A 13,771-nucleotide genomic window follows, 5' to 3' on the forward strand; every position below is an offset into this window, starting at 1 on the left:
ATTCTGAATCAAGTTCAGAATGACAAAAAACATTAAACTATTATGGGTTGTTTCACGTGGAACATTAATTTATCTTCCTAAATAAACTAATAAAACTGAAACATCATTAGGTGAAACTCCGCTGATTCTTGAGGCTTGAGATATTGTCACAGGCTGTATTTTCTCAAGTTTCTGTCTAGCCTCTATACTCATAGATTTTAATTTTGAGTAGTCAAAACCCTTTGGTATTTTTAAATTTTCGAGTCTATTTAGCTTGTCCGCATTGTTCTTTTCTTTCTCTATATAGCCAGCATATTTAACTTGAATTTCAGTTTGCTCAATCACTTCAGTATCTAATTCATTTGACTGAATGTAATTCTCAACAGCTTTAAATTTCCGAACATCGTCAATCGTAATGTTTGGTCTTGCAAACAACTTAAACATTTTGTCTTGCTGTTTCACTGGTGTTGAATTTTTTGATTCTAAAACAGGATTTGCCTCATCTGGCTTTACACTTGTGTCTCTAAAAAATTGCACAAAAGCATCAGATTTAGATTGCTTTTTTTCCATTCGCTTTAAGCGTTTTTCAGAAGCTAAACCTAATTTATATCCTTTTGGTGTCAATCTAAAATCAGCATTATCTTGTCTTAGTAATGTTCTATATTCGGCCCTAGAGGTAAACATACGATATGGCTCCTCTGTTCCTTTTGTTATTAAATCATCCACAAGAACACCAATATAAGCTTCATCTCTTTGCAATGTAAAAGGGTCTTTTTCTTGAGTTTTTAAACTTGCATTTATGCCAGCCATCAGTCCTTGAGATGCCGCCTCCTCATAACCAGTGGTTCCGTTAATTTGTCCCGCGAAATACAAACCATCAACCAGCTTGGTTTCTAGTGTGTGCTTTAATTGTGTAGGTGGAAAATAATCATATTCAATCGCATAACCAGGCCTAAAGAATTTCACATTTTCAAAACCCACTACAGAACGCAGAGCTTTAAACTGAACATCCTCTGGTAACGATGTAGAGAAACCATTAATATAATATTCGCAAGTATTCCAACCTTCTGGTTCTACAAATAATTGGTGTCTATCCTTATCTGCAAAACGATTAATCTTATCTTCTATTGATGGACAATATCTTGGTCCAACACTTTTTATTCTTCCGTTAAACATTGGCGAACGATCAAAACCTTCACGTAATAAATCGTGAACCTGTTCACTCGTGTAAGTCATATGACAAGAACGCTGCTCTTTTAATATTTTAGTTGTGTCTAAATAAGAAAATTTCTGTGGGTTTTCATCTCCAGGTTGCTCAATCATTTTAGAAAAATCCAAGGATCTACCATCCACTCTTGGAGGTGTTCCTGTTTTCATTCTACCAGACTCAAAGCCGAGATTTACGAGTTGTTCCGTAATTCCAGTTGCAGCTCTTTCACCTGCTCTTCCTCCACCAAAGTTTTTGTCACCAATATGAATTAAACCATTTAAAAATGTTCCGTTAGTAAGCACAACTGACTTCCCTCTAACTTCTACTCCAAGCGATGTTTTTACACCTACGACTTTATGATTTTCTACAATTAAACCCGAAACCATTTCTTGATAAAAATCAAGATTCTCTGTCCCTTCCAAAAGCATTCTCCAATCTTCTGCAAAACGCATTCGGTCAGATTGCACTCTTGGACTCCACATTGCAGGTCCTTTAGATTTGTTAAGCATTTTAAATTGAATAGCAGAAGTGTCAGACACAATCCCACTATAGCCACCTAATGCATCAATCTCCCTTACAATTTGCCCTTTAGCAATTCCGCCCATTGCAGGATTACAAGACATCTGAGCGATATTCTGAAGATTCATAGTGATTAACAATGTCTTGCTTCCCATATTTGCAGCAGCAGCGGCAGCCTCGCTACCTGCGTGACCAGCACCAACTACAATAACATCGTATATCTCGTTAAACATAATTCAATTCTCTTTTGTTCCACGTGGAACAATTATATTCTAAAAAATTCAGCTCGCAAATATAAGGCGAATTCTTAATTCCATTTTCGTTTAGATAAATAATGGTCTTCCCTTGAGCGCATCACCTTTTTGTCATCTTCAGACTTGTCTTTATAACCACAATAATGAAGCACTCCGTGAATCATCACTCTAGATATTTCATCTTTGAAAGACACCTTAAAATCTGACGCATTTTCTTTCACGCGTTCAACAGAAATATAAATATCCCCATGTAGTTCTTTTCCTACCGAATAATCGAAACTAATAATATCCGTTAACGTATCGTGATCTAAAAAATCCACATTCAATTGTAGTAAATAATCATCTGAACAAAAGATATAATTAATCTCTCCTTCTCTACAATCTTCTTCAGAAATGGTCTTTGTAATCCATTCTGAAAACTGCTCTGTATTATCTAAATTAAAATCGGTTTCGTAATTAAAACTAATCATTGTTGCTTTTAAAATACTCTTGAATCTTTTTCTTAAAATGATTCTGCAAAGGTAGTGCTTGACGATTTAATATTTCTGTAGTATTAAAATATTGTTTCGCAGTTGGTATTTGACTCTGATTCGTTTGATTGAATTGTTTCTTATTGGTTTCAGATTTACGCTTAGTATCTTGACCTTGCATAAATGTAGCATTCTCTAATTTTAATAATTGATGCTGCACATCCATCATTTTTTGAAGTGTTTGATTGGTAAAGCCAGAGTTTAATAAATCGAGCTCTATCTCTTCCATTTGCTTAATTAGCTGTCCTGCGGATTCAATCTTTCCATCCTTAGCTAGTCTATCTTCTAATGCCTGACGCAATTGCTGTTGTTGTTGATAAATCTTAAACAACTCACCATTTTGCTCTTCACTTCCACCTTCACCGTAACCGTCATTCTTTTCCCCTTCACCATCAGGTCCTTCACCTCCGTTTTTACCATTCTTCCCATCTTTGCCGCCTTTTCCGTTCTCTCCTTCTTTTCCACTTTGACCACCTTCACCTTTTTGGTTTCCGTTCTCACCACTTTGTCCTCCTTCACCACCTTTCCCTTGTTGTTTTCCACTCTTGCCATCCTCACCACTCTCACCGCTTTCTCCTTCTTTACCAGACTTACCTTTTTCACCTGGCTGTTCTCCTTCACCTTCTTTTCCATCTTTACCTTCAGAACCAGGTTTCTCACCTTGTCCTTCCTTACCTTCTTCGCCTTCCTCACCCTCTTTTCCCTCATTGCCTTCTTTGCCTTTTTTAACGCCTTCTTCCATTTTTTTATTAAGCTCTTCTTGACTCATAATAATGTCTGGAAGCTGTTCTCCGCCTCCACTTCCGGAACCAGGCGATGAATTCATAGACATTTCCATATTGTCTAAAACATCACTTAAGAAACTTGCTAATTCGTTACTTGCTGTAATTGCGTACTGTTGCGATGCTACACCTTGATATAACCTATTCTCTGTCAATTGACCAAGTGCCTTATCTATATTAAAATAAACATCAGTAATTTGTGAATTAACCTTTTCCGAAATCTTTGGTTGTCTTAACGATAATGAAAATAAGCTATCGTCTATATGCTCAAAATGCTCTCTAAGGTTACTTTGTTCAATTATATGCTTTCCGTACTTATTATTATTAATATCAATCTCATTAAATGTATTCATAAGTGACTCCTGGTCAAATGAGTAGAGTAATAAGTTCTCTAATATTTGACGAAGTGTATCAATATCTTCAGAAGCTTGGTCTCCACCTCCTCCGCCACCTCCAGCTTTCTTTTTCATCATCTCGCTCATTTGCTTCATTTTCTTAGCTGCTTTCTTCTGATTTTTCTTAGCTTTCTGCTGCTGCTGAGCTTCCTGTGGTTTTTGGTTACTTAATTCTTCTTCTTGTTTTTCAAGTGCTTCTTTAGCTTCTTTTTGGTCAAATTTTATTTCATCCTCTAAAAATCGATCGCGTTCTAAATTCATTGGCTTTTGAAGCAATTTATCTTCTCTTCTTAAATCGTCTAAATCTTTTTGAATTTTCTCAAATTTCTTGTTTAATTTCTCCTGTGCTTCTTTCGTATTTTCTTTGTCTTTTTTAGACAATTTTTCTTGTTCTTCAGATAGTTCTTCTAACTCGCTAGAAATCTTTTCTGCCTTCTTCATCACATAGAAACGCTTGGTTAATTCCAAAAGCTGTTTCATGCTTCGTTTCTTATTCTTGTTTTGCTTCGCAAGCTCTTCAAGTTTCTGAGTAAACTCTTCTTTATTGATTTTGTCCTTTAATTCTTCAAGCTCTTCTAGTAATTTTTCATCTTTTTTAAGTTGCTCTTCATTCTCTTTGAGACGTTCTTTTAAATCTTCTTTGAACTGATCTTCCTCTTTCTTTTCATTCTGAAATTCTTCTAAATTATCCTGAAGCTTTTTGTTGAAGTTTTTCATCAACTGCTCCTGATTCTTTTGCCGCTTTAGAAAATCTTCAAATTTCTTTTTATCATTAAAGTTTAAGCTTTCTTTTTCCTTCTGTGTTTTAGATAATTCTTCTAACTTTTTATCTTGTTCTTGAAGCTTATCAAATGTTTTACTAATATCCTTTATGGTTTCATTTTGCTCATTGAGCTGCTTCTGCTCTTCTTCTTCCTTGGTGCGTTTTCGGTAAGTAAATACAGTACTCTTGGTTCGTTTATAATTATGAAGAGCATCGTTATCAAACACTTCAAAATATAACTGATAGCTCACTCCTTCTTCTAGGTTTAATCGATTCGGAAACGCACTTACAAATTCACTAAAATTAGATTTTGATATAGTTATAGGCTCAACAATTTTATTGGTTTCATCTTCAGCAGGATAGTACACCAACTGAAGTTTACTTAACCCATAATCATCGCTCACCTGACCATAGAAATAAAGACTTTGCTGATCTATAGAATCTTTCTGAACCTTTATACTTAATTCTGGGTAGATATCTCTTACAACATTAATGTTGTAAGCTAGGTTCTCATAATCTTTTAAATTGTCATTACTGGTTGTAATGCTATAATTATAGTTCTTATATAAACGTTTAGAAGCTTCAAAATTATCAGCATTATTTAGCGTAAAGTTCAAGGTGTCTTCTGCATAAATCCGAACTCCTGTTGTAGATTTTGTCTTTGCCTTCCAGGTTACTTTTGTACCTTCAGGAATTACCGCAGATCCTGTACTTTTTAAAACCTCATCTTGCTTTCTAGTGTGTGATGGATAGTCTAAAACCATTTCAAAATTCACCAAGTTTGGTGTATTTACAACATCTAGAAGATATCGTTTTGATTCTACGCCATTAGCTGATAAGCTGAACTCAATAGATTCTTTTGGAAGACTGAATGTATATTGAAATTCGCCTGGTGCTAATTGTTGTAAGAAGTAAGATTGTCCATTGAATTTAATTTGTGCATTCTCAGGAATCACATCACCAACTGTTGAAATTTTCAACTTAAAATCTTTATTTTCAATAGCTTGGAGTGATTCGTTAATCACAAAAAACTGAAAAGGTGCTGGTGGCTCATAAGCGGTTTTATAGTTTACCACACGTTGATAACTGTCACTAAACCAATCAATTTTTCCTGTTAAAAAAGACAATAGTAAAATTGCAATCGGAATTGCTGCATATTTTAAATACTTAGTGTTAGATCTGAAGTTAATTGCAGACTTGAATGGAATTGGTTGTAATTCTTGAGACTTCTGTTCTATACTAGCAATCAATAAATCAGATTGCGTTGGGCTTTGGTTTAATTGCAACACGTTTAAAAGCTTGTCATTAACCTCTGGAAAGTGATTTCCTATCAATTTTGAAGCGGTCTCTAGATTTATCCCTTGCCTTAGTTTAAAAAGTTTTAATAACGGAATTGCTATAAACTTAATGAAGAGCCCTAGTTCTACGGCAATAAATGTCCAAAAAAGAATAGTTCTCGCTGTTGGGTTTAACCAAAGCATGTATTCTACAAACAATGTCACGATAAGATACAATAAACCAATAGCGAAAAAAAGAATCGCTCCTTTAAGTAGTTCGTTGGTATAATACCTTTTAATGAACTGCTCTAGTTTGTTTTTTATAGTTTCGAAATTGCTCATATACTATTCTAACTGACTAAACTACAATTTTATTTTAATAGCCAATTCGCTAAATTTGGTAAGATTCTGTTAATTTAGGGGAATTAACTGTTAAATCAGACAAATTTATATGAAAGACCTCAAATACTTAGCAGCATTTTCAATTCCAATTGTTTGTTTTTTGGGTTTATTCTTAAAAAATTATTGGGTTTGGGCAACACCTATTTTTGCCTTTATATGCATTCCTGTTTTAGAACTTATTTTTCCTGTAGATGCAGATAACCTAAAACCAGAAGAAGCCAACAGCAAGTTGAGTCGCAATATCTTTGATTGGCTGCTCTACTTAAATTTACCACTAGTTTTTGGACTTGTTTTTTATGGGTTGTTTATAGTTTCAAATAACGTATTAGCCACTTATGAATTTGTAGGTTTAATTTTTTCCATTGGAATTGTTCTTGGTGTTAACGGCATTAATGTCGCTCACGAGCTTGGTCATAGACAAACTACAAACGAACGCTTTCTTGGTAAAGCATTACTTCTTCCCTCATTCTATATGCACTTTTATATTGAGCATAATTTTGGACATCATTTGCACGCAGCAACTCTAGAAGATCCTGCAACAGCGAGATACAATCAAAGTGTGTACTCATTTTGGTTTACCTCAATATTTCGTCAATATTTGAGTGCGTGGAAGATTCAGAATAAATTATTGAAAAACAGCAAAAACTCGTTCTTTTCAACTAAAAATGATATGTTTTGGTATATAATTCTTCAAATATGCTATTTAATTGGTGTTTTATTAATATTTGGAACCTCAGCATTATTATTTGCCCTTTTTGCAGGAATTGTTGGTTTCGTTTTACTTGAAACCGTTAATTATATTGAACACTACGGATTAATTAGACTCAAAACTAAATCTGGTCGTTACGAGCGTGTTAAAGAGATTCATTCTTGGAATTCCAATCATATTATTGGTAGAATTGTATTATACGAACTCACAAGACATAGTGATCATCATTTTAAGTCTTCAAAGAAATATCAAGTTTTAGATTGCCACGATAAAAGTCCACAAATGCCTTATGGTTATCCAACCTCAATGGTTTTGGCAATGATTCCACCTTTATGGTTTGGAATTATGAATAAGCGCGTGCCCAGAGAAATGATTATTAGTTAATCTTACTTATAATTAAAACAACCAAGATATTCAAGGTTATTACAGTCTTTAATTAACGCACTATATTTAAAATTATAGAGGCAAATTAAAGAATTAAAATTCTCGTTGGTATCTGGTAATTGATTACGAAATGAGTCAAGATAAGAGCAACCTTCTAATTTCTGATGTAAAGAGATTTTTTGATTGTTAAAATCAACCTCCAGAAATTGATTATCCATATAGTCAATTTTAAAATCAGTCATAAATTGCGAAGTCGAATCTCCTTCTTCATCGAAAACCTCTTCCATGTATTTATCTAGATCATTTCTGCTACTTAAATTTCCGACCCAAATAGATACTTTTCCTTGTTCTTCCATTAAAAATTTTATTAAAAGTAAATAAGATTTTTTAATGTGATTACTGAACAATCTATTTTCTTTGTTCTCAAATCTTATCAGACTATCTTTGCACCTTAATGAGATCCTGAAACAAGTTCAGGACGACAAACCCATTAGTGTTTCCCGATTATGTCTAAAAACGTGCGTGTGCGCTTTGCACCAAGTCCAACAGGACCATTACATATTGGTGGTGTAAGAACTGCTTTATTCAATTATTTATTTGCTAAAAAGAATGGTGGTGATTTTGTGCTTAGAATTGAAGATACTGACCAAAACCGTTATGTTGAAGGTGCTGAAGATTATATTGTAAACGCTTTAAATTGGTGTAATATTCCTTTTGATGAGGGTCCTGGGAAAAACGAAAAGTTTGGTCCATACAGACAAAGCGAACGTAAAGGTTTATACAAGCAATATGCAGATGAGCTTATTTCTAATGGCAAAGCATACTATGCTTTTGATTCTTCAGAAGAATTAGATATACATAGAAAAGGTCATGAAGCAGAGGGAAAAACCTTTATCTACAATTGGCACAATCGTGAAAAAGGTCGATTGGTAAATTCTTTAGTTCTTACTGAAGCTGAAACTAAAGCAAAAATTGATGCTGGTGAAGATTTTGTGATTCGCTTTAAGTCTCCTCAAGATGAAACGCTTCATTTAAAAGATATTATTCGTGGTGATATTTCTATTGACACTAACGTGCTTGATGATAAAATTCTATTTAAAAGTGATGGAATGCCAACCTATCATTTAGCAAATATTGTAGATGATCATTTAATGGAAATCTCTCATGTAATTCGTGGTGAAGAATGGTTACCTTCTTTAGCACTACATAAATTATTATATGATGCTTTTGGTTGGGATGCTCCAGAATTTGCACACTTACCGTTAATATTAAAACCAACAGGAAAAGGAAAACTAAGTAAGCGTGATGGTGATAAATTAGGCTTTCCGGTATTTCCATTAGAATATACAGCGCCAGACGGAACAGTTTCTAAAGGTTATAAAGAAGATGGTTATTTCTCCGAAGCTGTTGTTAATTTCTTAGCTTTTTTAGGCTGGAATCCAGGAACTGAACAAGAAATATTTAGTCTAGAGCAACTCGTTTCAGATTTTGATTTAGCTAGAGTAAATAAAGCAGGAGCGCGATTTGATCCAGATAAAACAAAGTGGTTTAACCACCATTACATGCAACAACAACTCGATTTAGATTTGGCTGAAGAATTCAAAACTATTAAACCTGAATTAACAGAGGTCGATGTGAATTACATTGCGCTCGTTGTTGGTTTAATAAAAGAACGCGCAACTTTTGTTGGTGATTTCTGGGAATTGAGTCATTTTTTCTTTGTATCTCCAACTTTTTATGATGAAAAAGCATCTAAAAAAGCACTAAAAGATGGTACTGCTGATATTTTAAATAAAGTCACCGAACTTGTAAATGGGACTAATGATTTTACGGTTGAAAACCTTCAAACTAATATCAAGGGCTGGATTACAGATAATGAAATAGGCTTTGGAAAAGTAATGATGCCTTTACGCTTAGCATTAGTTGGTGCTTTGCAAGGGCCAGATGTGTTTGATATTATGCATATGATTGGAAAAGCGGAAACTATTAAGCGTATTGGCGCCTTAGTGGAAAGCATCTAATTATGTGTTATTGTGAGAAACAAGGAGCGAAAGACATGGCGATTTCATGAATGAAAATATTATAGTTTAATAGATTACCACATCACGCAAAAAAACGTGATTCACAATGACAATTCATTTTAAAAAATAAGCATTGCTGTAAAAGCCAATAATGACTGATTACCTTTAAACTTATCGATATTACTACCAACATTAAGGTCTTGGTCGTTTAGCTTTCCTAAAATATTTGTAAAACCATAGACATATTGTGCTCTTAGTAAAAAACTACCAAAACCAGCAGAAATACCTACGGCTCCATTGGCATTAAACTGAGATATTTTTGTAATATCTTCTGTAAACAAATTATCATAACCCGTAATTAAATAGCCCTCCTTAGAATCGTCTTTCAATTCTAATTCACTATTATACTGTAGCATTGGTCCAACATCTAAAGTTATATTATTACTGATTAATTTAATGTGAAACAAAAAAGCAATCTGAGCAGTAAACATCTTATACTCTATATATTCTTCTCTTGAGGTTGCAGGTGTAGCAGCATGAATATCTATATTATTCTCTGATAATTGAATATTATAACTCACATTATACCAACGATGCGGAATATCAACAGAAGCTGTCATACCTCCTATAAAACCAGAATTAGATTTGGTTTCAAAATTATCGGTAAGTATATCAAATTGTGTAACTCCTCCTTGAAGGCCTATTCCATTTTTAATCTTATAATTTTTATGTTGTGCGTAACCAAGTGTAACAAAAGCAATGCAAAAGGCTACTAATAGGAGGTGTGTTGTTTTTTTCATGCGATTTTAGAGCTGATTACGACAAACCTAAGTAAAATTATTTACATTTAGTATCTCGTATTAACTAACATTAAAAAAACGCATTATGGGCGAATTTATTTACATTCCGATTATATTTTTTGGATTAATCATTTTAATTTCATCATTCTTCGTGGTGAAACAACAAACCTCAGCAATCGTAGAGCGCTTTGGTAAATTCCAAAGTGTTCGTCATTCAGGATTACAATTAAAAATTCCTTTAGTCGATAGAATTGCTGGTAAATTAAGTCTTAAAATTCAACAATTAGACGTTATCATCGAAACTAAGACTCTAGATGATGTATTTGTACGCCTTAAGGTGTCTGTACAATACAAAGTGATTAGAGATAAGGTTTATGATGCTTTTTATAAACTAGACTATCCTCATGATCAGATTACATCTTATGTATTTGATGTGGTAAGAGCAGAAGTGCCAAAAATGAAATTAGATGATGTTTTTGTTCGTAAAGATGATGTTGCTATTGCGGTTAAAGCAGAGCTTAATGATGCTATGGCAGAATATGGATATGACATTATAAAGACTTTGGTAACAGACATCGATCCTGATGCGCAAGTAAAAGCTGCCATGAACAGAATTAATGCCGCTGATAGAGAAAAAACTGCTGCACAATTTGAAGGTGATGCAGCTCGTATTCTTATTGTCGAAAAAGCAAAAGCTGAAGCCGAAAGCAAACGTTTACAAGGTCAGGGTATTGCTGACCAAAGACGTGAGATTGCTCGTGGTTTAGAAGAATCGGTTGAAGTACTAAATAAGGTTGGCATTAACTCTCAAGAAGCGTCTGCACTAATTGTGGTAACACAGCATTATGATACATTACAGTCAATTGGACAGGAAACGAATAGTAACTTAATCTTATTGCCTAATTCACCTCAGGCAGGAAGCCAAATGTTAAACGATATGGTGGCTAGTTTTACGGCTAGTAACCAGATTGGAGAGGCTATGAAAAATGCTAAAAACAAAAAAATAGAAGAATAATTAACTCTCATTATTAAACAAAAACCTCGAAGCTATAAACTTCGAGGTTTTTTTATATTAAAAAGATTATCTTTTTAAACCCAACCACAAACAATCGCGTTCATAATAACCAAAGTTACTGTCCAGTAGCCAACATTTATAAAAATGTGTTTCCAAGACTTGCGCTCGAATAACCCATTGGTTGCCATTATTGGGAATACAATAGTAAGACCCATTATTAAACCATGCAAAGCTCCGTGTTTATAAGTTCTAAAAGCAGTGCCATAGTCGTCCATAAAAGCTTGAAACGAAGGTAAGATACCATCAATTGTTGGGTCTCCACCTATCATTTGAACAGCTCCCATTTGGTGAATGGACAAAAATTGAGTGAAAAACGCTAAAACAATAGAAAGTAAGAATGATATTCCGAAAATAACACCCATGTTACCGCTTTTCATTTTTTCTTCTGTCATACCAGATTCTCTCATCCAAGCATTTCCAAATAATGCTGGGTTATACCATAAAAAGCCTAAAACCATTGGTACAATTGCGGCAACTAAAATTGCTAAAAAATTAAATTCCATTTTTTTATATTTTATTAGTTAGTATGTTTAAATGTACAAAAAAACCTCTAAGGTGATTTCTTAGAGGTTTTATATCTGGAACTAAATGATGAGTGATAGCTTATATTTCACTTGCTTCAGTTACTAAAATTTCATTTTTATCTTCGAGTGCTTTTTCAATAAACTCATTGATAGTATTGTTGCGTTCTAGTCCATTTTTAAGCAATATTTTCAATGAAATCATTACAGCTATACGTGTACCTGCTTTTTTCACAGCAGTACCAAATAATGGCTCTAATTCATCATAAGATACGCTCTTTGAAAGCTCTTGTATGTCAGCCTTTACTTTTAATTGCTTTTCTTCTGGTAAATTGGTGTATTTTTTACCAAATTGTTGAATCACACTTATTGCTGATCGCTGTTGTTGCGATTGTTGTTTATTCTTATTTTGGTTGTTGTTTTGAGGTTTTGGCTTTTGTTTAGCCCAACTATCTCTTAAGCCAACCGTTTTATTAAAAACAAGTGCATCTGGTTTAGAATCATCATCTACATTAAAATAACCTAATCGTTGAAACTGAAATTGCTCTCCTACCTTCACTTCTGCCAAACTTGGTTCTAAATAACCCGTTCTAACTTTTAGTGAATTAGGATTTATAAATTCCATAAAACTCTTCTCTTTGTTACTGTCTGGCGCTTCATGCGAAAATAAACGATCATATTCTCTAACCTCTACTGAAATTGCGTGTCTTATTGACACCCAATGTAAGGTTCCTTTTACTTTTTTAGAGGTGTCTTCATCATAAGTACAATGAATTTCTGTTACTTCACCTTTATCGTCTTTTACAACACTATTTGCTTTAATAATATAAGCGTTCTTTAATCTAACTTCTCCACCCAACTTCAACCTAAAAAACTTGTTGCCAGCTTCCTCTTTAAAATCTTCTTTTTCTATATATATTTCTCTAGAAAATGGTACTTTTCTGAAACCAGCAGAATCATCTTCCTGATTATTTTCAGCTTCTAACCATTCTTCTTTATCTTCAGGATAATTGGTAATCACCACTTTTATAGGATCTAAAACAGCCATTACGCGATTTGCGGATTTGTTTAAATCCTCACGAATACAAAATTCGAGTAGCGATACATCAATAACATTTTCGCGCTTTGCAACACCAACCTTTTCTATAAACTGACGTATAGAATTTGGTGTATAGCCTCGACGGCGTAAACCAGAAATCGTTGGCATACGTGGGTCGTCCCAACCAGTTACTACACCATCTTCTACTAAACGCAACAACTTACGCTTACTCATTATGGTATAACTAAGGTTTAAACGTGCAAATTCTCGCTGTTTTGGTGGTAATGGTAACTTATCTTTACTATAGGCGTAAACATGTTCTTTAAACCAATCATAAAGCTTTCTATGTGGCTTAAATTCTAAAGAACATAATGAATGTGAAATCTGCTCTAAGTAATCACTTTCGCCATGCGTCCAATCATACATTGGGTAAATACACCATTCATCTCCTGTTCTATGGTGGTTTGCATACATTATGCGATACATCATAGGATCTCGCATTAACATATTTGGATCTTCCATATCTATTTTGGCACGTAGAATATGTGTTCCAGCAGGAAATTCACCAGCTTTCATACCTTGGAATAAATCTAAATTTTCTTCGACACTACGATTTCTATATGGACCATTAGTTCCTACTTGGGTTGGTGTTCCTTTTTGTTTTGCTATGACTTCTGACGATTGACTATCTACATAAGCCTTCCCATCTTTTATCATTTGAATAGCCCAATCATACAATTTTTGAAAGTAGTCTGAAGAATATAATTCGTTTTCCCATTTATAGCCCAACCAAGCAATATCACGCTTAATAGCGTCTACATACTCTTGTTCCTCTTTTGCAGGATTAGTATCATCAAACCTAAGATTTACAGGTGCACCATACGTCTCACCTAGTCCAAAGCTAATACCAATAGCTTTAGTGTGACCTATGTGTAAATACCCATTTGGCTCTGGCGGAAAACGAAAACGCAACTTATCTTTTGATAAGCCATTTGCTAAATCTTCTTCTATGATATGCTCAATAAAATTGAGTGATTTTGTTTCTTCTGACATCGGAAAATTATAAAGTGTAAAATTAAGCAAATTGTAACATTTATCAACCATGATACAC

10 protein-coding genes are annotated in these 13,771 nt (G+C 33.9%); 3 read left to right on the plus strand and 7 right to left on the minus strand.

What is annotated here, in order from left to right; genetic code table 11:
- Window positions 1–69: 69 nt before the first annotated feature.
- From mnmG to QZZ53_RS06335, 3 genes are all read right to left on the minus strand, one after another.
- Window positions 70–1,941 carry a tRNA uridine-5-carboxymethylaminomethyl(34) synthesis enzyme MnmG gene (gene mnmG / locus QZZ53_RS06325; protein WP_296382692.1) on the minus strand — a complete coding sequence of 624 codons (1,872 nt, stop codon included), beginning with the start codon at window positions 1,939–1,941 and terminating at the stop codon, window positions 70–72.
- 74 nt (window positions 1,942–2,015) lie between these two features.
- Window positions 2,016–2,432, minus strand: a complete 417-nt coding sequence (ybeY, locus tag QZZ53_RS06330) for an rRNA maturation RNase YbeY (protein ID WP_296382694.1) — start codon at window positions 2,430–2,432, stop codon at window positions 2,016–2,018.
- On the minus strand, window positions 2,425–6,051 hold the full coding sequence (locus tag QZZ53_RS06335) for a DUF4175 family protein (protein WP_296382696.1): 3,627 nt from the start codon (window positions 6,049–6,051) through the stop codon (window positions 2,425–2,427). Before QZZ53_RS06335 ends, ybeY begins: the two co-directional genes overlap by 8 nt.
- A 109-nt stretch (window positions 6,052–6,160) precedes the next feature.
- On the opposite strand from QZZ53_RS06335, the gene QZZ53_RS06340 reads away from it, so the two are divergent.
- Window positions 6,161–7,204, plus strand: a complete 1,044-nt coding sequence (locus QZZ53_RS06340) for an alkane 1-monooxygenase (RefSeq protein ID WP_296382698.1) — start codon at window positions 6,161–6,163, stop codon at window positions 7,202–7,204.
- Between the two features lie 2 nt (window positions 7,205–7,206).
- Here QZZ53_RS06340 and QZZ53_RS06345 read toward each other — a convergent pair whose 3' ends face one another.
- Window positions 7,207–7,560, minus strand: a complete 354-nt coding sequence (locus tag QZZ53_RS06345) for an immunity 22 family protein (RefSeq protein ID WP_296382700.1) — start codon at window positions 7,558–7,560, stop codon at window positions 7,207–7,209.
- 150 nt (window positions 7,561–7,710) lie between these two features.
- Between QZZ53_RS06345 and gltX the strand changes: the two genes are divergently transcribed.
- Window positions 7,711–9,225 (plus strand): glutamate--tRNA ligase, encoded by a 1,515-nt coding sequence (gene gltX, locus QZZ53_RS06350; RefSeq protein ID WP_296382702.1) that lies wholly within the window; start codon window positions 7,711–7,713, stop codon window positions 9,223–9,225.
- 119 nt (window positions 9,226–9,344) lie between these two features.
- Here gltX and QZZ53_RS06355 read toward each other — a convergent pair whose 3' ends face one another.
- The gene (locus QZZ53_RS06355) at window positions 9,345–10,025 is read right to left on the minus strand and encodes a hypothetical protein (protein ID WP_296382704.1); all 681 of its coding nucleotides are present in this window, start codon (window positions 10,023–10,025) and stop codon (window positions 9,345–9,347) included.
- Between the two features lie 85 nt (window positions 10,026–10,110).
- Between QZZ53_RS06355 and QZZ53_RS06360 the strand changes: the two genes are divergently transcribed.
- Complete coding sequence (locus QZZ53_RS06360; RefSeq protein ID WP_296382706.1) at window positions 10,111–11,040, plus strand: SPFH domain-containing protein; 930 nt, start codon at window positions 10,111–10,113, stop codon at window positions 11,038–11,040.
- A 74-nt stretch (window positions 11,041–11,114) separates the two neighbouring features.
- Here the strand turns inward: QZZ53_RS06360 and QZZ53_RS06365 are convergent, their stop codons facing one another.
- Together QZZ53_RS06365 and QZZ53_RS06370 are read right to left on the minus strand one after the other, a co-directional pair.
- Window positions 11,115–11,603: a DUF1761 domain-containing protein gene (locus QZZ53_RS06365; protein WP_296382707.1), complete on the minus strand. Its 489-nt coding sequence runs from the start codon at window positions 11,601–11,603 to the stop codon at window positions 11,115–11,117.
- Window positions 11,604–11,703: 100 nt separating this feature from the next.
- Window positions 11,704–13,713, minus strand: coding sequence for a glutamine--tRNA ligase/YqeY domain fusion protein (locus QZZ53_RS06370; protein ID WP_296382709.1), 2,010 nt, complete (start codon window positions 13,711–13,713; stop codon window positions 11,704–11,706).
- Between the last annotated feature and the right edge of the window lie 58 nt (window positions 13,714–13,771).

The sequence above is a fragment of the Winogradskyella sp. genome (assembly GCF_016744625.1).
Classification (GTDB): domain Bacteria; phylum Bacteroidota; class Bacteroidia; order Flavobacteriales; family Flavobacteriaceae; genus Winogradskyella.

Coding starts and splice junctions, on each gene's coding strand:
- QZZ53_RS06355 (WP_296382704.1), bottom strand. CDS start 10,025: ATGAAAAAAACAACACACCTCCTATTAGTAGCCTTTTGCATTGCTTTT.
- QZZ53_RS06365 (WP_296382707.1), bottom strand. CDS start 11,603: ATGGAATTTAATTTTTTAGCAATTTTAGTTGCCGCAATTGTACCAATG.
- QZZ53_RS06360 (WP_296382706.1), top strand. CDS start 10,111: ATGGGCGAATTTATTTACATTCCGATTATATTTTTTGGATTAATCATT.
- QZZ53_RS06345 (WP_296382700.1), bottom strand. CDS start 7,560: ATGGAAGAACAAGGAAAAGTATCTATTTGGGTCGGAAATTTAAGTAGC.
- ybeY (WP_296382694.1), bottom strand. CDS start 2,432: ATGATTAGTTTTAATTACGAAACCGATTTTAATTTAGATAATACAGAG.
- QZZ53_RS06335 (WP_296382696.1), bottom strand. CDS start 6,051: ATGAGCAATTTCGAAACTATAAAAAACAAACTAGAGCAGTTCATTAAA.
- gltX (WP_296382702.1), top strand. CDS start 7,711: ATGTCTAAAAACGTGCGTGTGCGCTTTGCACCAAGTCCAACAGGACCA.
- QZZ53_RS06370 (WP_296382709.1), bottom strand. CDS start 13,713: ATGTCAGAAGAAACAAAATCACTCAATTTTATTGAGCATATCATAGAA.
- mnmG (WP_296382692.1), bottom strand. CDS start 1,941: ATGTTTAACGAGATATACGATGTTATTGTAGTTGGTGCTGGTCACGCA.
- QZZ53_RS06340 (WP_296382698.1), top strand. CDS start 6,161: ATGAAAGACCTCAAATACTTAGCAGCATTTTCAATTCCAATTGTTTGT.